The following is a 19,169-nucleotide window of genomic DNA, read 5'->3' as shown; positions in this document are numbered from 1 at the left end:
GATCAAACCGAAATTCAGATCACAAGGGGGTAACAAAAAGGTCTCGGGTGCGGTAATCTCGGGGCATGGGTCGTCATCGGAAACAGCCTGCGACAACGGTTCGACGTAGCTCGCTCATCGCCCTGACCGGATTGGTTCCCGCCGGACTCGTAGCCGTCACCGCGGCGGCGACCGACGCGAGCACCGCGACCACCGCGGCCGTCGAACACGACCTGCCCGGTCTCGATTCCGAGGCCGCGCCCGACCTCGTCGCCGCGCCGCAGGCCGATGCCGCCGTGGTCGAGCACGCCGAGGCCCGCCTCTCCCCCGCCGCCAACCCGGTGGTGAAAACCGTTGCGCTGCCGGACGATCGGGCCGCCAGCGATCTGCCCGCCGGACCGCTCGGCATCCCCGGCATCGCGGTCGCGGCCTACCAGAACGCCGAAGAGCAACTGGCCGTGGAGAATCCGCACTGCGGGATGTCCTGGTCGCTGCTTGCCGGAATCGGCCGGGTGGAATCCACGCACGCCTACGGCAAGGCCGACGCCGACGGCAATCCGATCAAGGCCGTCTACGGCCCGGTGCTCGACGGCAGCCTCTACGGCAACAACGTCATCTACGACAGCGACGGCGGTGAGCTCGACGGGCTCGGCGGCTACGACCGCGCCATCGGCCCCATGCAGTTCCTGCCCGAGACGTGGCACCGCTACGCCGCCGACGGCAACCACGACGGCATCTCCGATCCGCAGAACCTTTTCGACGCCGCGCTCACCGCGGGCCGCTACCTGTGCGACGGCGGCCTGAACATGCGCGACCTCTCCCAGCAGTCCAAGGCGATCCTGCGCTACAACAACTCGATGGCCTACGTGGCCAACGTCATGGCCTGGTCCGGCTCCTACTCGAGCGGCCTCGCCCCCAAGCCCCAAGACCTGCCCCGAATCTGAGGCAGCATAAAATCGGGCATATGCCAGTGATTACGGAAGCGGATGTGCGGGCGGCGCTCGCGAAGGTCGACGACCCGGAGATCCGCAAGCCGATCACCGAGTTGGGCATGGTCAAGTCCATCGCCATCGCCGAGAGCGGTGACGTGCACGTCGAGGTGTATCTGACCACCTCGGGATGCCCGCTGCGGACCGAGATCGTCCAGCGGGTCACCAAGGCCGTCGCCGACGTGCCCGGCGCGGGCGCGGTGACCGTCGACCTCGACGTGATGAGCGACGAGCAGCGCACCGAGCTGCGCAAGTCGCTGCGCGGTGACTCGGCCGAGCCGGTGATCCCGTTCGCCCAGCCCCGCTCGCTCACCCGGGTGTACGCGGTCGCCTCCGGCAAGGGCGGTGTCGGCAAGTCCAGCGTCACCGCGAACCTGGCCGTCGCGCTGGCCCAGCGCGGCCTGTCGGTCGGTGTGCTCGACGCCGACATCTACGGCCACTCCATCCCCCGCATGCTCGGCTCCGACGCCAAGCCCACCCAGGTGGAGCGGATGATCATGCCGCCCATCGCCCACGACGTGAAGATGATCTCGATCGCGCAGTTCACCCAGGGCAACACGCCCGTGGTGTGGCGCGGTCCGATGCTGCACCGCGCGCTGCAGCAGTTCCTGGCCGACGTGTTCTGGGGCGATCTGGACGTGCTGCTGCTCGACCTGCCGCCCGGCACCGGCGACGTCGCGATCTCCATCGCGCAGCTGATCCCCGGCGCCGAGATCCTGGTGGTCACCACCCCGCAGATCGCGGCGGCCGAGGTCGCCGAGCGCGCTGGCGCCATCGCCCTGCAGACGCGTCAGCGGATCGCGGGCGTGGTGGAGAACATGTCCTGGCTGGACCTGCCCGACGGCTCGCGGATGGAGCTCTACGGCTCCGGCGGCGGCCAGGTCGTCGCCGATCGGCTGACCCGCGCGGTCGGCGCCACGGTGCCGCTGCTCGGCCAGATCCCGATCGAGCAGGCGCTGCGCGAGGGCGGCGACGCGGGCACCCCGATCGTGCTCGGCGAGCCGGACAACCCGGCCGCCAAGGCTCTGCGCGGGGTGGCCGACAAGCTCGCGGTCCGCAAGCGCGGCCTGGCGGGCATGTCGCTCGGCATCGATACCACCCGCCATCTGTAGAGCCGGGAGTTGTCGGTGGGGTTGCCTAGGCTGTGCACATGCTGACGCTGCTGCTCTACGTGCTCATCGTCGGACTTGTCGCGGCGATGCTGTTCCTGGTGGCCAGTGCCGTGTTCGGGCGGTCCGAGGAGCTGGGCCCGTTACCCGAGGGCACGACGGCCACGGTGCTGCCCGCCCAGGGCGTCACCGGTGCCGACGTGCGCGCGCTGCGGTTCCAGCAGGTGGTGCGCGGCTACAAGGCCGGTGAGGTCGACTGGGCGCTGGGCAGGCTGGCCGAGCGGATCGACGAGCTCGAGTTCGAGCTGGCGCAGGTACGGCAGTGGCAGGCCCAGGTGGCGCCCGGCCAGGAACGACCGTGACCGAGCTCGCCGACGACGGGCTCGTCCGCTGCACCTGGGCGAGCGGATCCCAGCTCTACCGCGACTATCACGACACCGAGTGGGGCACGCCCCTGCACGGCGACGACGCGCTGTTCGAACGGCTGTGCCTCGAGGCGTTCCAGTCCGGCCTGGCCTGGATCACCATCCTGCGCAAACGGCCCGCCTTCCGCGCCGCCTTCGCCGGCTTCGAGATCGCGAAGGTCGCCGAGTTCGGTGACGAGGATCGCGCCCGGCTCATGGCCGACGCGGGGATCGTGCGCAACCGGGCCAAGATCGACGCGGCCATCGCCAACGCGAAGGTTGCTCGGGACCTGCCGGTGAGCCTGGACGAGCTGCTGTGGTCGTTCGCGCCCGCGCCGCGCCCGCGCCCGGCGACGAATGCCGACGTCCCGGCGACGACCCCCGAATCCATAGCTCTGGCAAAGGAATTGAAGCGCCGCGGCTTCGCTTTCGTCGGTCCGACCACCGCGTACGCCCTGATGCAGGCGACCGGAATGGTGGACGATCACCTGGCGGTTTGCTGGGTGCGCTCCGCCGCGAACGGAACCGACCCGGCGGTCACATTTCGTACTCAGGTGTCCGCCCGAGTCGGCAATAGGGAAGAATAGGACCGGTGTGGCCCGCCGAACACCCGGCGAGTCAGAGAACAGGTGCGCACTCGACCGCGCAGATCTGGAGGGAGCAGAGGATGGCGGCCATGAAGCCCCGTACCGGGGACGGTCCCCTCGAGGCAACCAAGGAAGGTCGTGGAATCGTCATGCGGGTTCCACTCGAGGGTGGCGGGCGTCTGGTCGTCGAACTCACACCGGACGAGGCTGCGGCGCTCGGTGACGAACTGAAGAGCGTCACCAGCTGACGGCACTCACCGAGCTGGCCGCGCTCCTGGCCTGCCCGGAGTGCGGAGCGGAACTGCGCGCGCACGACCGTGCGCTGCGCTGCGACACCCGGCACAGCTTCGACATCGCCCGCCAGGGCTATGTCGGGCTGCTGACCGGCGCGTCGACGAAGATGACCGGCGACACCGCCGACATGCTCGATGCCCGCGCGGCGTTCCTGAGCGCGGGCCACTTCGCCCCCGTGGCCGCGGCCGTCGCGCGCGCGTTCGGCGCCACGTCCACGGGCGTCCAGGCATCGCCTGCCTGCGCGATCCTCGAGGTCGGCGCGGGCACCGGGTACTACCTCGGCGAGGTGCTGTCCGCCGTACCGCAGGCACGTGGGATCGCGCTCGACGTGTCGAAGCCCGCCGCGCGCCGGGCCGCCCGTGCCCACCCCCGCATGGCCTCCGTGCTCGCGGACGCCTGGCGCGGGCTGCCGATCCGGGACAACTCCCTGGCCGGCGTGCTGTCGGTCTTCGCTCCGCGCAATCCCGCCGAGGTGGCCCGCGTGCTCGCCCCCAGCGGCCGTTTCGTCGTGGTCACCCCCACCGCGCGGCACCTGAACGAGCTGGTGGGCCCGCTCGACATGGTCCGCGTCGACCCGGACAAGGAACGGCGCCTGGCCGGCTCCCTGGCAGGCGCCTTCACCCGCACCGACCACACCCTGGTCGAGTTCCCGATGAAGCTGTCCCGGCACGACGTCACCAACGTCATCGCGATGGGCCCGTCGGCCTTCCACGGCACCCCCACCGACGACCCACGCATCGCCGCTCTCCCGGACACCACGGAGGTCACCGCCTCGGTCGACGTCTCGGTCTACACCCCCGCCCCCTGACGACCCCGCGGCCGCCGTGAGGCAACCAACCACCGCCCCCGCACAGACCGCAACGCCTCCGACAGCGACGCCGGTCTACCGCAGCACACTCCGGTACACCTCGACGGTCTGCTCGGCGATCCGCGCCCAGTCGAACTCCGCGATGGCACGTGCACGCCCCGCCTCGCCGTAGCGCGCGGACAGGGCCGGATCGCCGGCGACCGCGTTCACCGCGGCGGCCAGCCCTCGCTCGTATTCGGCGGTGTCGGCGGCGTCGTAGTGCACCAGCCGCCCGGTCCCACCGTCGGCGACGACCTCGGGAATCCCGCCCACATCCGAGGCGACGACCGCGGTCTCACAGGCCATCGCCTCGAGGTTGACGATGCCGAGCGGCTCGTACACCGAGGGACACACGAACACCGTGGACGCGGTCAGGATCTGGCGCACCTGCTCGGTCGGGAGCATCTCCCGCACCCAGAACACGTTGCCCCGCCGGGCCTGCAATCCGTCGACGGCGGCGGCGACCTCGAGCTCGAGTTCCCTGGTGTCGGCGGCGCCCGCGCACAGCACGAGCTGGATGTCCGGGTCGAAATCCGCGGCGGCGGCGAGCAGATGGCCGACGCCCTTCTGCCGGGTGATCCGGCCGACGAACGACACGATCGGCGCGTCGGCGCGCACACCGAGTCGTTCGAGCACGGGCTGGTCGTCCCCGGCGGGCGGGCCGGGATGCCACACGCTCGCGTCGATCCCGTTGTGCACCACGTGGACCCGGCCCGGATCGATGGCCGGGTAGGCGTCGAGCACGTCGCGGCGCATGCCCTCGCTCACCGCGATGACGGCGTCGGCGTACTCCATGGCATTGCGTTCCGACCAGGACGAGAGCCGGTACCCGCCGCCGAGTTGCTCGGCCTTCCACGGCCTGCGCGGTTCCAGCGAGTGCGCGGTGAGGATGTGCGGGATGCCGTAGAGCGCGCCGGCGAGGTGCCCGGCCAGCCCCGAATACCAGGTGTGCGAGTGCACCACGTCGACGGCGCCCACCGCATCGGCCATCCGCAGTTGCGCCGACATCATCTGCAGTGCGGCGTTGGCGGCGTAGAGCTCCGGATCGGGGCGGTGCACGACGGCGCCGTGGCGCGGCGCGCCCATGCAGTGGACCGTCACCTCGGCCAGATCCCGCAGCCGGGAAGTGAGTTCGGTGACATGGACGCCCGCCCCGCCGTAGACCTCCGGCGGATACTCCCGGGTCAGCATCGCGACTCGCAGCGGGTCCGCCTCCGCCTGGGGGCTGTCGGTGCCAGAACTCACTGGTCCAAATTAGACCCTCGGGTCGACATGAGCCACCGTTGTGCCGCCCAGCCTGTACTTTGAGCAGGGTGAGGAGCCAGCCGCACGTACTCGGGATCGTGCTCGCCGGTGGCGAGGGCAAACGACTGTTTCCGCTCACCGCAGACCGTGCCAAGCCCGCCGTGCCCTTCGGCGGCGCGTACCGGCTGATCGATTTCGTCCTCAGCAATCTCGTCAACGCCGGATATCTGCGTCTGTGCGTGCTCACCCAGTACAAGTCGCATTCGCTGGACCGCCACATCTCCCAGACCTGGCGGCTGTCGGGATTCACCGGCGAGTACATCACCCCGGTGCCAGCGCAGCAGCGCCTCGGCCCGCGCTGGTACACCGGCAGCGCCGACGCGATCATGCAGTCGCTCAACCTGATCTACGACGAGGACCCCGACTACATCGTGGTCTTCGGCGCCGACCACGTGTACCGGATGGACCCCGAGCAGATGGTGGCCAGCCACATCGCCTCGGGCGCCGGGGTCACCGTCGCCGGCATCCGGGTGCCGCGCAGTGAGGCGAGCGCGTTCGGCTGCATCGACTCCGACGAGTCCGGCCGGATCACCCAGTTCCTGGAGAAGCCCGCGCACCCGCCCGGCACCCCCGACGACCCGAACATGACGTTCGCGTCGATGGGCAACTATGTGTTCACCACCCGCGTGCTCGTCGACGCCATCCGGGCCGACGCCGAGAACTCCGATTCCGATCACGACATGGGCGGCGACATCATCCCGTCGCTGGTCGCCGAGGGCAAGGCGGCCGTCTACGACTTCGCCGACAACGACGTGCCCGGAGCCACCGAACGCGATCGGGGCTACTGGCGCGACGTCGGCACCATCGACGCCTTCTACGACGCCCACATGGACCTGGTGTCGGTGCACCCGGTGTTCAACCTCTACAACAAGCACTGGCCGATTCGTGGCGCCGCGGAGAACCTGCCGCCGGCGAAGTTCGCGCGCGGCGGGCTGGCCCAGGAGTCGATCGTCGGCGCCGGGTCGATCCTGTCGGCGGCCACCGTCCGCAACTCGGTGCTCAGCTCGAACGTGATGATCGACGACGGCGCCACCGTCGAAGGCAGCGTGCTCATGCCCGGTGTGCGGATCGGCAAGGGCGCGGTGGTGCGCCACGCGATCCTGGACAAGAACGTGGTGGTCGGCGAGGGCGAGATCATCGGCGTCGACCTGGAACGCGATCGGGAGCGTTTCGCGGTGAGCCACGGCGGCGTGGTCACCGTCGGCAAGGGGATCTGGGTCGGTTAGCCCCGCGAGGCGCAGAGCAGGCCGTCGCCGATCGGGATCAGCACGCTGGTGAGTTCGGGGTTCTCGGCGATCGCCCTGGTCGCCGCGCGCACGGCCTGGGTGGCCGGGTCGCGCTGGGCCTGATCGGGCACGCGACCGCCGAGCAGCGCGTTGTGCAGGATGAACGCGCCGCCCTCGCGGAGCAGGCGCACACCCTGCTCCACGTAGTGCGGGTGTTCCATGGGCGAGGCGTCGACGAAGACGAGATCGTAGGCGCCGTCGGCGAGGCGGGGCAGCACGTCGAGCGCGCGGCCGTTGATCAGCCGGGTCCTGGCCGGGGCGATCTCGGCGGTGCGGAAGGCCTCCTTGGCGGCGCGCTGATGCTCGGGCTCGGAGTCGATCGTGGTGAGGGTGCCGTCCTCGCGCATGCCGTCGAGCAGCCACAATCCGCTGATCCCGGCGCCGGTGCCGATCTCGACGACCGCGCGGGCGCCGAGCATCTGCGCGTACATGCTCAGCAGGGCGCCGACGGAGGCGGGCACGGGTGCCGCGCCCAGCTCGGTGGCCCGTTCGCGCGCGTCGAGCAGGACTTCGTCCTCGACGACGGACTCCTCCACATAAGTCAGGTTGCGCTCCACGTTCGATGCCACAGCTAAGAGGCTATGTCACGGGAGGGGTCTGTGTATTCAGCGAAAGCGGCGGTGCCGGTGGGTGTCGCCCAGGAGCCCGGCAATTGCCGAAGGTTTGCGGAACGGTCACGAAGGGCTCCGAACTGCTGCTTTTCCGGTGCGGGCGGGGTTAGGGTCGGGTCCGGCACGGATTCTCAGGTCACACTCAGGATCTCCACACCTGGCCCATATCGGGGCAGGAAATAGTTGCCCTACGCAAGACCAGCCGATCGCGGCGGGTACGAGACCCGGGAACAACCACAGACAGTTGCTGGTTGATTCCGGTTGCAAGGTTCGCTGACCCGGACCGGCATGGTTTCGTGCCAGCGGTCCCGAGTAGGAGGTGTCCCATCCCGATGGTAGACACGGCGCGTCACGCCACACTGCCCGAACAGCCACTCTCCGCCGTCGACGGTGACGAGATCGAGGCCGAACTCACCGGCACCGCGGCCTTCGACGCGACCGGCGATCGCACTGTGATGCCGTCCTGGGACGAACTGGTCCGCGAGCACGCCGACCGGGTGTACCGCCTGGCCTATCGCCTCTCCGGCGACGCGCAGGACGCCGAGGACCTCACCCAGGAAACCTTCATCCGGGTCTTCCGCTCGCTGCAGAACTACCAGCCGGGCACCTTCGAGGGCTGGCTGCACCGCATCACCACCAACCTGTTCCTGGACATGGTCCGCCGCCGCAACCGCATCCGCATGGAGGCGCTGCCCGAGGACTACGACCGCGTGCCCGCCGAGGGTCCGACTCCCGAGGAGTCCTACCACGACGCGCGCCTGGACCCCGACCTGCAGAAAGCGCTGGACGCGCTGGCACCGGAGTTCCGCGCCGCCGTGGTCCTGTGTGATATCGAGGGCCTGTCCTACGAGGAGATCGGCGCGACGCTCGGCGTCAAGCTCGGCACCGTGCGCAGCCGCATCCACCGTGGGCGTCAGGCACTGCGCGAGTACCTTGCGCATAATGGAACTGAGCAGCGGTACTCCGCTGACGCCTACGCAGAGTGACGCCGTTCGCGGCGTCACCGGGCACTCGGTTGATGTCGGTCGGAAGGAAGAACTCCGCATGAGTGTGGACCCCAATACGTCCGGTCGTCGCCCGCGTTTCCAGCCCACCGAGCACCTGGCCAGTGAGGCGATCGCGGCCTATGTCGACGGTGAGCTGCGGATGAACGCGTATCTGCGTGCCGCTCAGCACCTTTCGGTCTGCCCCGAATGCGCGGCCGAGGTCGACGCCCAGCAGCAGGCGCGCATCGCGCTGCGCAAGGCCGCCGAGGTGGCCGTGCCGCGCAGCCTGCACGACAGCCTGACCCGGATCCCGCTGGCCGAACTGCCCGGCACCGCACCCGAACCGCCGCGCCGTAACGAGGCATTTCTCGGATTCATCACCGATTCCTTCACCGCGACCCGGTGGACAACCTGGCGGCGCAAGTAGAGTCTCGGACGTGACAGGCGAATCGACGAATTCCGGATCGACCGAACACGCGGATTCGGCGGCCGACCGGGGGAACCTGCGGCCGTCGGACGCGCCGAACCTGGGCCCGCGTCCGGTGTACCGGCCGCACATCGACAGCCATACCGCGCGCGCGTTCCGCCGCCCGAACGGTCAGACCGGCTCGTTCGCGCCGCACGAGACGACGGTGCCCGACAAACGGGACGACGCCGATCAGCTGGTCACCCAGCGCCCGCCGGACGGCGTGCTGGCCGAGGCCTTCGCCCGCCCCGTCGGCTCCGACGAGCTGCTGCAGCGCGAGCCCGGCTCGGACGAGCCGAGCACCGTCATCGCCGGTCCGGTCGATCCCTGGCGCGATCCGGCCGCGGGCGCCCGGCTCGGTGCCCCCGCCGTGCCCACTCCCGCCACCGAACGGCTGCCCGTCGCCCCGAAGCTGTCCGCCCGCGAGGTCCTGTTCGGCTCGCGCGTCGCGCCCAAGGCGCTGGCCGTGCTCGCCGCGCTCGCGCTCGGCATCGCCGTGCTCGGCGGCCTGGTCGGGCGGATCACCGCCGAGACCGCGTCCACGCTGACCTCGCGCAAGGTGACCCTCGATCAGAGCGCCGGGATCGAGGAGCCGCACAGCCGCATCGCAGCGGTCGCCAACGCCGTGCTGCCGTCGGTGGTCTCGATCCGGGTCACCGTCGGTGACAACGGCGCGACCGGCTCCGGTGTCGTCATCGACGGCGGCGGATACGTGGTCACCAACAACCACGTCATCTCGATGGCCGCGACCGACAAGTCCGACCGGGCCGCCATCCAGGTGCAGTTCTCCGACGGCACCAGGGTCCCCGCCGAGATCGTCGGCCGCGACCCCAAGACCGACCTGGCCGTGCTCAAGGTCGAGGCCAAGAACCTGACCGTGGCCACCCTCGGCAAGTCCGCCGACGTGCAGGTCGGCGACGACGTGCTCGCGGTCGGCTCGCCGCTGGGCCTGAGCAAGACCGTCACCTCCGGCATCGTCAGTGCCCTGCACCGACCGGTGAAGCTGGCGGGCGAGGGCAGCGACACCAACGCGGTGATCGACGCCGTGCAGACCGACGCGGCGATCAACCCGGGTAACTCCGGTGGCGCGCTGGTCGACATGGAGGGCCGCGTCGTCGGCATCAACACCGCCATCCGCAGCGAGACCGGCGGTTCGGTGGGCCTCGGCTTCGCCATCCCGGTCGACGTGATGACCACCGTCACCCAGACCCTGATCCGCGAGGGCCAGATGCACCACCCGGTGATCGGTCTGAGCGCGCGCACCAAGACCGTCGCCAACGAGGTGATGAGCGGCGCGGCCGTGGCCGATGTCGCCCCGGGCAGTCCGGCCGCCAAGGCGGGGATCGTCGAGGGCGATGTGATCGTCAAGATCGGCGATCGGGAGGTCACCAACCCGGACGAGCTGGTCGTCGCCGTGCAGGCGCGCAAGATCGGCGAGACGGTGAACGTGCAGTTGATCCGCGATGGCAGGCAGGTGGACGTGCCTGTGACGCTGGAATCCGACTGAGCTGAGGCGCCGCGCGCCGGGTAACCTGGATCCGTGTTCAGCAACATCGGGTGGAGCGAGATGATGATCCTGCTCGTCGCCGCCCTCGTGATCCTCGGCCCGGAGCGCCTGCCCGGCGCCGTCCGCTGGACCACGCAGTCCCTGCGCCAGGTGCGCGACTACGCCAGCGGCGCCACCACGCAGCTGAAGCAGGAGCTGGGGCCGGAGTTCGACGAGCTGCGCAAGCCGCTGGCCGAGCTGAACGAACTGCGCGGGATGACCCCGCGCGCCGCGGTCACCAAGCACCTGCTGGGCGGGGACGACAAGATCCTGCGCGATCTGGAGAGCGCGGTGCCCGACAAGAAGGAACTGTTCGGCACGAGCAGCGGCATGCCGGGCGCCCCCTCCTCGACGCCGTCGCTGTCGAAGCCGCTCACTCCGAACGAGCGGCCCCCGATCGACTTCGACGCCACCTGAGCACACCGCACGGTCGGCATTTGCCACGAAGTCGCGCGGCACCGACAGGGCCTCGGCTACCTCGACAGACTGTGATTGCCGACAATCCGGGCATGACTGCCCTTGTGCCGCAAGACAGTTCGATGTCAACCGATATAGACACGGAATGCTGTCGAGCTGTCTAGACTTCGCACATGTCGGCCGATGACGTGGCACGAGTCTTCGCGATCGAAGACAAGGTCGAAAGACTCAAAGCAGCCACCGACGGGGTGGCGGCTGCCCAGCAGACCATCAACGAACTCACCAGGATCCGGCGAGCCGTGATCCGGGAACTCCATGCCGAGGGCTGGACCTTCGCCAGGATCGGCGCCGCCGCCGGACTCTCCCGCGCGCGGATCCATCAGGTCAGCACGCAGGGCCCGGTGCCGGAGGGACTCTTCTTCGGGCACGGCGCGCTGACCGTGCTCGCGCCGGAGGTCCGCGCGGGCAGGCTCCTCGGCGCCCCCGATCCGGCCGCGGCGCAGCGGCTGGCCGAGCTGCTCCGGCAGCTGGGTTTCGTGGCGTCGGTGGAGACCTTCCTGCCCGGCAGGCCCGTGGATCTCAATCGCGACGGGCTGGTCGTGCTCGGCGGCCCCGAGCTCTCCCCCAGCCTGCGTCAGCTGGTGGTGGCCGATCCCCGGCTGCGCCGGACCGTCACCAGGGCGGGCGATACCCGGCGCGGGATCGAGGACAGGGCCGCGCGGCGTGTCTACCGGCCCGGCGGCACCGAACCGCACGACATCGCGTACCTGGCCCGGCTGCCCCGGCCGGACCGGCGCGGCAGCGTGATGCTCATCGACGGTCTGCACCCACCCGGCTCGCTGGGTGCGATCCGGTTGCTGGCGACCCGTCTGGCCACCCTGCACGAGCGGGCCAGCAGCCATTTGTTCTCGGTTCTCATTGCCGTCCGCTATGACCGCGCTACCGGAGAACCAGTGGATGCGGACCTTCTCACCCCGGTCTATCGGCACGAAACAGACCCGAGGTTGGCTACGACCCGGGCTCGTCCATAGCTGAAATTAAACTCGCCATCTTTTGTGACTTCGATCACGCTACTGTTATTGTTCACAGAGCGACAACGATGGTTAGATTGCTAGCGAGTAACCGAGTGTGAGTAGGTGAGCTTCACATGTTCTCGTCTCCCGAGGCCAGCGCGTGCCGGGTGCTGCCCGTTCGCGCGGCAGGCTCCCCCGATCCCACACCGGGCGACCCGATCGTCGCGACCCATCGGCTGACCTACAGCGACCGCCTGAAGGTCTTCATCGGCCCGCAGGAGGATGTGGACAGCTTCCTGCGCCCGCTGCGCCGCCTGGACGGCCGCCAGCGCTACGCGCTGGATCTGACGGTGCTGCCCGAGCCGATGCCCGCCACCGAGATCACCGCCGCGGTGAGCGCCGCGCGCGGCGAACTCGCGCTGTGGTGCGCCGGATCCGCCGACGCGATGACGCTGCAACTGCGCCGGACCGTCGACCACGTCGCGCACCGCTTCACCCTCGGCCTGCCCGGCAGCAGGCTCGGCCTACCGACGGTCTACCTGCCGCACGGCGAGGACGACACCTACGTCTACCCTGACGAGGTGTTCACCGCCGAGCAGGCGGCGCCGATCTTCCGCGACTTCTTCCACGGCGGCGTCGTCCCCGTCGAACTGCAGCAGCGCGAGATCCTCGACTGAGCTCTCGCCGCGCGTGAATGCTGTGCGATAGCTAGGCTGGACTGCACGGTCACAAACCGTTCACGGTGGCCGGGAAGGCCGGTGTGCGATGCGCGAGCTGCTGGAACAGGTACTCGGGGTGCTCGCCCACGAGCCGGTCGCGCTGGCCAGGATCGTCGACCGGACCGGCGCCGGACCGCGCGAGACCGGTGCGGCGATGGCGGTGACCGCGGACGGCCGGGTCATCGGCTCGCTCTCCGGCGGATGCGTCGAATCCTCGATCGTGGACACGGCCGGTGTCGTCCTGCGCGACGGTGTGGCGAGCATCGAACGCTTCGCGGCCGCCGACGAACTCGCGGTCGGGCTGCCCTGCGGCGGCGAGATCGAGGTGTTCGTCGAGCGGCTCGACCGGACCGCACTGCCGCTGCTGCACGCGCTGTCCACCGCACTGCGGGCCGGGCAGGCGGTCGCCTACGCGACGACGCTGGAGTCGGCGCCGGATCGGGCACTGCTGTACGCCGACCGGGTCGAACCCCGGCGAGGGCTCGGCCGGGACGCCGGCCCACCGCGCGGCGAAGCGGCGGTCGCCCGCGAGCCTGCGCCGGATCGGCAGCTGGTGTATCTCGGCCGGATCGCACCGTGGCGAGCGCTCGACAAGGACGTCGCCGCGCTCCTCGGCACCGGGCGCAACGGGCTGATCGGCGGTCAGGACGGCACGCCCGCCGTGACCGCGCGCCCGCGCACCTTCGTGCAGGTCTTCCGCTCCCCCGCCCGTCTGATCCTGGCGGGCGCCAACGACTACACCCGCGCCCTCACCGTCGCCGCGGGCCGTCTCGGCTATCACGTCACCGTCGTCGACGCCCGCGAAACCTTCACCACCCCGGCCCGTTTCCCCGCCGCCGACGCGGTGGTCGTCGACTGGCCGCACCGCTATCTCGACACCGAGTTCCGCGCGGGCCGGATCGATGACCGCACCGTGGTCTGCGTGCTCACCCACGACCCCAAGTTCGACGTCCCGGCGCTGGTTACCGCCGTGCGCCTGCCGGTCGCCTTCGTCGGCGCGCTGGGTTCCCGTCGCGCCCACGACGACCGCACCCGCCGCCTGCGCGAGGCGGGCCTGACTGATGCCGAGACCGCGCGCATCCGAAGTCCACTCGGCCTCGACCTCGGTGCCCACACCCCGGACGAGACCGCCATCTCGATCCTCGCCCAGATCCTCGCCGACCGCGCCGGGGCGACCGGCCACCCGCTGGACACGCTCGACGGCCCGATACACCGCCCGTAGCCGCGGGCCGCCCGCGCGATCCGCGCCGCACCAGCCGAACGCACGTAGGTGGTGGGGTTGCTGTGCCGCGACCCCAGCACAGCGGTCTCGACCACACGACTCTGCGCCGGACACGCGCGAAGGGCCGAAGCACCGCCCCGGCCGCCGGAACCTGCTCGCCGAACAGTGGCTGACGCACCCGCACGGGGAGGGGACTCGAACCCTGCCGTGCCGTCGCGGCCACCCACGGCCCCGATCTCCGGCTCGCGCAGGACCCCATGCCAGCACGGTCGCCCCGCGCACGGAGAGGGCGCCTCGCCGACGTGGCAAGGCGCCCTGTGGATGTCCGCTAAGCCGCGACCTGTTCCGGCCGAAGAGTGTTCATCGGCGGACGGTCCTCGAGGGAGACCTCGGTGGTGTGCGGAATGAATTCGCCGCCGATCATCGGAAACTGGGTGAGGGCAGCGCCGGAATCGGGAACTCCGCTGCGGCGCAGGGCGGTTCCGAGAATCTGACGGCTCATCACGCCGAGGTCCGAGAGCGGGCGGTTGCGGTGGGTGCGGACGCCGAGATTCACCTGGGTGATGGCGTCGAGGCCGAGGCGGTCGTAGGTGTCGAGCAGTAGCCCGATCTCCACGCCGTAGCCGGGCGCGAAGGGCACCGCGGTGAGCAGTTCGCGGGTGCCCGCGTACTCCCCGCCGAGCGGCTGCAGGACCTGGGCCAGGTCGGGCCGCAGGGCGGCCAGCAGCGGGCGGGCGACCAGCTCGGTGACGCGGCCACCGCCGTTGGCGTCGACGGACTCGCCCTGGCGCAGCGGGCGCCGGTAGTAGGCCTTGGACAGGTGGGTGTCCGGCATCGTCAGCAGCGGGCCGAGCAGCTTGGGCACGAAGGCCGGATCGGGGTCGATCAGGTCGGAGTCGACGAAGGCGATCAGGTCGCCGCTGGTGCAGGCCAGCGACCGCCACAGCACTTCGCCCTTGCCCGGCACCGGCTCGAGTTCGGGCACGGCTTCCTCGCGGGTGATCACCTCGGCGCCGGCCGCGCGGGCGCGGGCGGCGGTGGCGTCGGTGGAGCCGGAGTCGAGCACGATCAGCTCGTCGACGAGGGTGCCGAGCAGCGGCCGGATGCTGGCCACCACGTCGGCGACGGTGTCTTCCTCGTTCAGCGCGGGCAGCACCACGGAGACGGTGCGGCCGGCCTTGGCGGCGACGAGTTCGCCGACCGTCCAGTCAGGGGTGTCCCAGGTGTGGGTGGTGGCCCAGGCGGGCTCGCGGTGTTGGATTTTCATGCCAGACCTCGCAGAGTTCGTGCGGGGGGCCGGATGCCCTGGATCGCGGCGATCATGTCCACGACCCGCCGGGTTTCGGCGACTTCGTGAACCCGGAAGATCCGAGCGCCCGCGGCGGCCGACCACGCGGTTGCCGCCAGTGTGCCCTCGACCCTCTCGGTCAGACCGACACCTAGAGTCTCCCCGATAAAGTCCTTGTTGCTCAGCGCCATCAAGACTGGCCATCCGGTTTTTACAAGACCGTCGATTCCGCGCAACAACTCGAGCCCGTGATAGGTGTTTTTCCCGAAATCGTGGGTGGGATCGATCACGATGCCGTCGCGCCGCACCCCCGCCGCCGCGGCCCGCTCGGCCGCCGCGACCACCGTCGCGGTCACCTCGGCCACCACGTCGGCGTAGCGCACCCGGTGCGGCCTGGTCCGTGGGACGGCGCCGCCGGTGTGGCTGCACACGATGCCCGCGCCCAGCTCCGCGGCCACGTGCACCAGCTCGAGGTCGGCGCCCGCCCAGGTGTCGTTGATCAGGTCGGCGCCCGCCGCGACGGCCGACCGGGCGACTCCGCCGCGCCAGGTGTCCACACTGATCAACAGGTCGGGATACTTCGCGCGGATCGCCGCGACGAACGGCACCACCCGCCGCGTTTCCTCGGCCGCGTCGACCGTCTCGCCCGGACCGGCCTTCACCCCGCCGATATCGACCAGATCGGCGCCCTCGTCGACGGCTCGCGCCACCCGGTCCATCGCGGCCTCGTCACTGAAGGTGGCGCCGCGGTCGTAGAAGGAGTCGGGGGTGCGGTTCACGATCGCCATCACGAGCGCCCGATCGGTGGCGACCGGACGGCCGCAGAAGGTCGGCGAGACGTCCACGGCCGACGACTCGGCACCGCGGCTGCTTGGGGGCGAGGCAGGCGGTTGTACGGCGGGCCGGGGTTCGGGCGCGCCCGACGAGTTACCGATGTTCATGCGGAATCAGACGTTACCTTGCTAGCGCGGCGCCTTACCGGCCGCGACGTCGGCGGCGTACCCGTCGTAGGCGGGGACGTACCCCGTGTCGGGGCCGGCGAGCACATAGAGCTCGCTCTCGGCGTCGGGCTCGTACCCCTGCTTGCGCAGCTCCACCTTGCGGCTCTTGAACGTCGAGGTCTGCTCGAGTTCGGCCACGACCCGCACGAACAGCGGGATCGCGTACACCGGCAGCCGCTGGTAGACGGTGGCGGCGAGGGACTTGCCGTCGAACGTGGTGTCCGGGTGCAGGGTGACCGCGGCCATGCCCGCCTTGCCGTCGGTGCCGGGGATGTCGACGCCGTAGACGACGGCCTGCTCGATGCTCGCGTCGTGGTCGAGCGCCGCCTCGACCTCGGTGGTCGCGACGTTCTCGCCCTTCCAGCGGAAGGTGTCGCCGAGCCGGTCGACGAAGGCGATGTGCCAGAAGTGCTGGTCGCGGACCAGGTCGCCGGTGTCGAACCAGCAGTCGCCCTTCTTGAAGCCGTCGCGGACCAGCTTGGCCTCGGAGGCCTTCTTGTCGGTGTAGCCGTCGAAGGGCTGCCGATCGTTGACCTTGGCCAGCAGCAGCCCGACCCCGCCGGAGCGCACCTTGCGCAGCTTGCCGTCGGCGCCGCGCCTGGCTTTGCCGGTCTCGTCGTCGTATTCGACGACGGCGTAGGGCAGCGGCCCGAAGCCCGCGGTGCGGTCGACGCCGAACGCGTTGACGAAGGCCAGCGGCGCCTCGCTCGACCCGTAGAACTCCACCACCCGGCCGATGCCGAAGCGGCTGCGGAACTCGTCCCACAGTTCGGGCCGCAGCCCGTTGCCGACGGCGAGCCGGACCCGGTTGCCGCGCTCGGCGGGCTGCGGCGGCTGGTTGAGCAGATACCGGCACAGCTCGCCGATGTAGATGAACGCGGTGGCGCGTTCGCGGTCGATCTCGTCCCAGAACTTCGACGCCGAGAACTTGCGGCTGAGCACATAGGTGGCCTCGCCGGACAGCACCGCCGACAGCGCGACCGTGAGCGCGTTGTTGTGGTAGAGCGGCAGGCAGCAGTACAGCGCGTCGTTGCCGCGCAGGCGGATTCCGAGTCCGCCGAGTCCGGCCATGCTCTTGGTCCAGCGGTGGTGGGTCATCACGCTGGCCTTGGGCATGCCGGTGGTGCCGGAGGTGAAGATGAGGAACGCCCGCTCGCCCGCGGTGACCTGCGCGCAGACGGCGGGGTCGGCATCCGGTGCGGTGCGGGCGGATTCGGCCAGTTCCTCGGCGGGCAGCACGTTCGCCACCGGCGCCGACAGCGAGTCCAGCGCCTCGGCGCACTCGGCGCCCGCCACCAGCAGCACGCTGTCGAGCAGGCCGATGCTGTGCGCGAGCACCTCGTCGCGCTGGTTGTAGTTGAGCAGGCCGACGGTGGCGCCCAGTTTGAGCACGGCCAGCACGGTGAACAGGGTCTCGGGCCGGTTGGTCATCAGCACGCCGACCACCTGGCCGCGCCGCACGCCGCGCTCGGAAAGCACTGCCGCGTACCGGTTCACCTCGCTGTTGGCGGCGCGGTAGGTGTAGGCGCGGCCCTCGAACCGCAGGAACTGGCGATCGGGCCTGCGGTGCGCGACCCGCTGGAAGTACAGGCCGATGGAGGCTTTGTCCTTGGGCCCCACCAGCATTCCGCGCGCGTTGCGCAACATGCCGGGGGCGTCCAGTGCCATGCCGGGCAGCGCCTTGGCGAGGTCGAACACGCTGACGGTCGAGCGGGCGTCGTTGCTCACGTCGAAATACTCCTAGCCTTGGGCCGCGGCCGGTTCGAGTGCGGCGAAGGCCGCGGGGAGGTCGGTGGCGACGATGATGCGGTCGAGCGCGGGGCCGGGCACCATACCGCGCTCGGACAGTTCACCGATCCAGCGGAACAGGCCGCTGTAGAAGCCGTCCGCGTCGAGCACCACCACGGGTTTGGTGTGTTCGCCGAGGTAGCCGCCGGTCCACGTCTCGAAGAACTCCTCGAGCGTGCCGATGCCGCCGGGCAGCGCGAGGAAGGCGTCGGCGCGGTCCTCCATCAGCTTCTTGCGCTGGCGCATGGTGTCGGTGACGAGCAGTTCGTCGGAGTCGACGTCGGCGACTTCCTTGTGCACCAGGTGTTTCGGGATCACGCCGATGGTGTGCGCGCCACCGGCGCGGGCCGCGGTGGCGACCGCGCCCATCATCGACACGTGTCCGCCGCCGGAAACCAACTGCCAACCGCGCCGGGCGATCTCGGTGCCGGTGCGCGCGGCCAGGCTCAGCAGGTCGGGATCGGTGGTGCTGGCGGAGCAGTAGACGCAGACGGAGTAGCTCACCACTTGTCCTCGGTGCCGAGCCGCTCGATGTCGGCGTGATCTCCGGTGACGCCCTTGACGATCGCCACCACCTCGTCGACGCTGTCGGTGAGCTGGATCAGGTCCAGATCCTCCGGCGAGATCTTGCCCGCCGCGGCCATCGAGTCACGCAGCCAGTCGACGAGCCCGGACCAGTACGCGGTGCCGAACAGGATGATCGGGAAGCGGGTGATCTTGCGGGTCTGCACCAGGGTGAGCGCCTCGAACAGCTCGTCGAGGGTGCCGAAACCGCCGGGCAGACAGACGAAGGCCTGCGAATACTTCACGAACATCGTCTTGCGGACGAAGAAGTACCGGAAGTTGATCCCGAGGTCGACCCAGTCGTTGAGGCCCTGCTCGAACGGCAGCTCAATGCCGAGCCCGATCGAATAGCCGCCCGCCTCCGAGGATCCGCGGTTGGCGGCCTCCATCGCGCCGGGACCACCGCCGGTGATCACCGCGAAGCCCGCCTCACTGAGCGCGGCGCCGATCGCCCGGCCCGCCGCGTATTCGGGATCGGCGCTCGACGTGCGCGCCGAACCGAAGACGGTGACCGCGGGCGGCACCTCGGCCAGCGCGCCGAAGCCCTCCACGAATTCGGCCTGGATCCGCAGCACCCGCCACGGATCGGTGTGCACCCAGTCGCTGTCCTGCCGGGAGTCGAGCAGGTTTCGATCCGCGGTCCGCACGCCCGGCTTGCGATCGCGCCGGAACATCACCGGCCCCCGGAATTTCGCCGTCGGTTTGACCTTCCCGGCCTGGTCAGCGGAATCGGTAGACATGCCCACCA

General features: G+C 70.2%; 21 protein-coding genes. 14 read left to right on the top strand and 7 right to left on the bottom strand.

Features of this window, described 5'->3' with window-relative positions; all coding sequences use genetic code 11:
* Positions 1 to 65 precede the first annotated feature (65 nt).
* From AB0H56_RS04370 to AB0H56_RS04345, 6 genes are all read left to right on the top strand, one after another.
* Positions 66 to 923 (top strand): lytic murein transglycosylase, encoded by an 858-nt coding sequence (locus tag AB0H56_RS04370; RefSeq protein ID WP_357156933.1) that lies wholly within the window; start codon positions 66 to 68, stop codon positions 921 to 923.
* Between the two features lie 20 nt (positions 924 to 943).
* Positions 944 to 2,080: an Mrp/NBP35 family ATP-binding protein gene (locus tag AB0H56_RS04365; RefSeq protein WP_357156931.1), complete on the top strand. Its 1,137-nt coding sequence runs from the start codon at positions 944 to 946 to the stop codon at positions 2,078 to 2,080.
* Positions 2,081 to 2,118: 38 nt separating this feature from the next.
* The gene (locus tag AB0H56_RS04360; protein WP_357156928.1) at positions 2,119 to 2,439 is read left to right on the top strand and encodes a DivIVA domain-containing protein; all 321 of its coding nucleotides are present in this window, start codon (positions 2,119 to 2,121) and stop codon (positions 2,437 to 2,439) included.
* Complete coding sequence (locus AB0H56_RS04355; protein WP_357156925.1) at positions 2,436 to 3,068, top strand: DNA-3-methyladenine glycosylase I; 633 nt, start codon at positions 2,436 to 2,438, stop codon at positions 3,066 to 3,068. Before AB0H56_RS04360 ends, AB0H56_RS04355 begins: the two co-directional genes overlap by 4 nt.
* An 80-nt stretch (positions 3,069 to 3,148) precedes the next feature.
* Positions 3,149 to 3,316 (top strand): DUF3117 domain-containing protein, encoded by a 168-nt coding sequence (locus tag AB0H56_RS04350; protein ID WP_011211259.1) that lies wholly within the window; start codon positions 3,149 to 3,151, stop codon positions 3,314 to 3,316.
* A gap of 14 nt (positions 3,317 to 3,330) precedes the next feature.
* Positions 3,331 to 4,170: a putative RNA methyltransferase gene (locus AB0H56_RS04345; protein WP_357157866.1), complete on the top strand. Its 840-nt coding sequence runs from the start codon at positions 3,331 to 3,333 to the stop codon at positions 4,168 to 4,170.
* A 75-nt stretch (positions 4,171 to 4,245) separates the two neighbouring features.
* Here the strand turns inward: AB0H56_RS04345 and glgA are convergent, their stop codons facing one another.
* Entirely contained in the window at positions 4,246 to 5,412 is a 1,167-nt protein-coding gene (gene glgA / locus AB0H56_RS04340) for a glycogen synthase (RefSeq protein WP_357157863.1), read from the bottom strand.
* Between the two features lie 110 nt (positions 5,413 to 5,522).
* On the opposite strand from glgA, the gene glgC reads away from it, so the two are divergent.
* Entirely contained in the window at positions 5,523 to 6,740 is a 1,218-nt protein-coding gene (glgC, locus tag AB0H56_RS04335) for a glucose-1-phosphate adenylyltransferase (protein WP_110036596.1), read from the top strand.
* Here glgC and AB0H56_RS04330 read toward each other — a convergent pair.
* Positions 6,737 to 7,369 carry an O-methyltransferase gene (locus AB0H56_RS04330; RefSeq protein WP_110036597.1) on the bottom strand — a complete coding sequence of 211 codons (633 nt, stop codon included), beginning with the start codon at positions 7,367 to 7,369 and terminating at the stop codon, positions 6,737 to 6,739. The two genes, glgC and AB0H56_RS04330, sit on opposite strands and share 4 nt — an antisense overlap.
* Before the next feature lie 374 nt (positions 7,370 to 7,743).
* Between AB0H56_RS04330 and sigE the strand changes: the two genes are divergently transcribed.
* The 7 genes from sigE (at position 7,744) to AB0H56_RS04295 (ending at position 13,780) form a co-directional block, all read left to right on the top strand.
* Positions 7,744 to 8,397 (top strand): RNA polymerase sigma factor SigE, encoded by a 654-nt coding sequence (gene sigE / locus AB0H56_RS04325; RefSeq protein WP_357156921.1) that lies wholly within the window; start codon positions 7,744 to 7,746, stop codon positions 8,395 to 8,397.
* A gap of 58 nt (positions 8,398 to 8,455) precedes the next feature.
* Positions 8,456 to 8,824 (top strand): hypothetical protein, encoded by a 369-nt coding sequence (locus AB0H56_RS04320; protein ID WP_357156918.1) that lies wholly within the window; start codon positions 8,456 to 8,458, stop codon positions 8,822 to 8,824.
* A gap of 10 nt (positions 8,825 to 8,834) precedes the next feature.
* Positions 8,835 to 10,370: a trypsin-like peptidase domain-containing protein gene (locus AB0H56_RS04315; RefSeq protein ID WP_357156916.1), complete on the top strand. Its 1,536-nt coding sequence runs from the start codon at positions 8,835 to 8,837 to the stop codon at positions 10,368 to 10,370.
* Between the two features lie 33 nt (positions 10,371 to 10,403).
* Complete coding sequence (gene tatB / locus AB0H56_RS04310) at positions 10,404 to 10,826, top strand: Sec-independent protein translocase protein TatB (protein WP_357156913.1); 423 nt, start codon at positions 10,404 to 10,406, stop codon at positions 10,824 to 10,826.
* Between the two features lie 173 nt (positions 10,827 to 10,999).
* Positions 11,000 to 11,857 carry a hypothetical protein gene (locus tag AB0H56_RS04305; protein ID WP_110036601.1) on the top strand — a complete coding sequence of 286 codons (858 nt, stop codon included), beginning with the start codon at positions 11,000 to 11,002 and terminating at the stop codon, positions 11,855 to 11,857.
* Between the two features lie 116 nt (positions 11,858 to 11,973).
* Positions 11,974 to 12,516: a hypothetical protein gene (locus AB0H56_RS04300; RefSeq protein WP_357156909.1), complete on the top strand. Its 543-nt coding sequence runs from the start codon at positions 11,974 to 11,976 to the stop codon at positions 12,514 to 12,516.
* Positions 12,517 to 12,604: 88 nt separating this feature from the next.
* Positions 12,605 to 13,780, top strand: coding sequence for an XdhC family protein (locus AB0H56_RS04295; RefSeq protein ID WP_357156906.1), 1,176 nt, complete (start codon positions 12,605 to 12,607; stop codon positions 13,778 to 13,780).
* 328 nt (positions 13,781 to 14,108) lie between these two features.
* Here AB0H56_RS04295 and AB0H56_RS04290 read toward each other — a convergent pair whose 3' ends face one another.
* The 5 genes from AB0H56_RS04290 to AB0H56_RS04270 all read right to left on the bottom strand — a co-directional run bounded on the left by AB0H56_RS04290 (position 14,109) and on the right by AB0H56_RS04270 (position 19,161).
* The gene (locus AB0H56_RS04290; RefSeq protein WP_280339229.1) at positions 14,109 to 15,047 is read right to left on the bottom strand and encodes a glucosyl-3-phosphoglycerate synthase; all 939 of its coding nucleotides are present in this window, start codon (positions 15,045 to 15,047) and stop codon (positions 14,109 to 14,111) included.
* On the bottom strand, positions 15,044 to 15,913 hold the full coding sequence (gene folP / locus AB0H56_RS04285) for a dihydropteroate synthase (RefSeq protein WP_357156903.1): 870 nt from the start codon (positions 15,911 to 15,913) through the stop codon (positions 15,044 to 15,046). The genes AB0H56_RS04290 and folP overlap by 4 nt, the downstream gene beginning before the upstream one ends.
* Before the next feature lie 117 nt (positions 15,914 to 16,030).
* Complete coding sequence (locus AB0H56_RS04280) at positions 16,031 to 17,797, bottom strand: long-chain-acyl-CoA synthetase (RefSeq protein ID WP_357156900.1); 1,767 nt, start codon at positions 17,795 to 17,797, stop codon at positions 16,031 to 16,033.
* Positions 17,798 to 17,809: 12 nt separating this feature from the next.
* On the bottom strand, positions 17,810 to 18,364 hold the full coding sequence (locus AB0H56_RS04275; RefSeq protein ID WP_357156897.1) for a TIGR00730 family Rossman fold protein: 555 nt from the start codon (positions 18,362 to 18,364) through the stop codon (positions 17,810 to 17,812).
* Positions 18,358 to 19,161, bottom strand: coding sequence for a TIGR00730 family Rossman fold protein (locus AB0H56_RS04270; protein ID WP_357156894.1), 804 nt, complete (start codon positions 19,159 to 19,161; stop codon positions 18,358 to 18,360). The genes AB0H56_RS04275 and AB0H56_RS04270 overlap by 7 nt, the downstream gene beginning before the upstream one ends.
* Positions 19,162 to 19,169 lie beyond the last annotated feature (8 nt).

Source organism: Nocardia sp. NPDC050717, from assembly GCF_040654275.1.
In the GTDB taxonomy this organism is placed as follows: Bacteria; Actinomycetota; Actinomycetes; order Mycobacteriales; family Mycobacteriaceae; genus Nocardia.
This window is presented reverse-complemented; position numbering and strand designations above follow the sequence as displayed.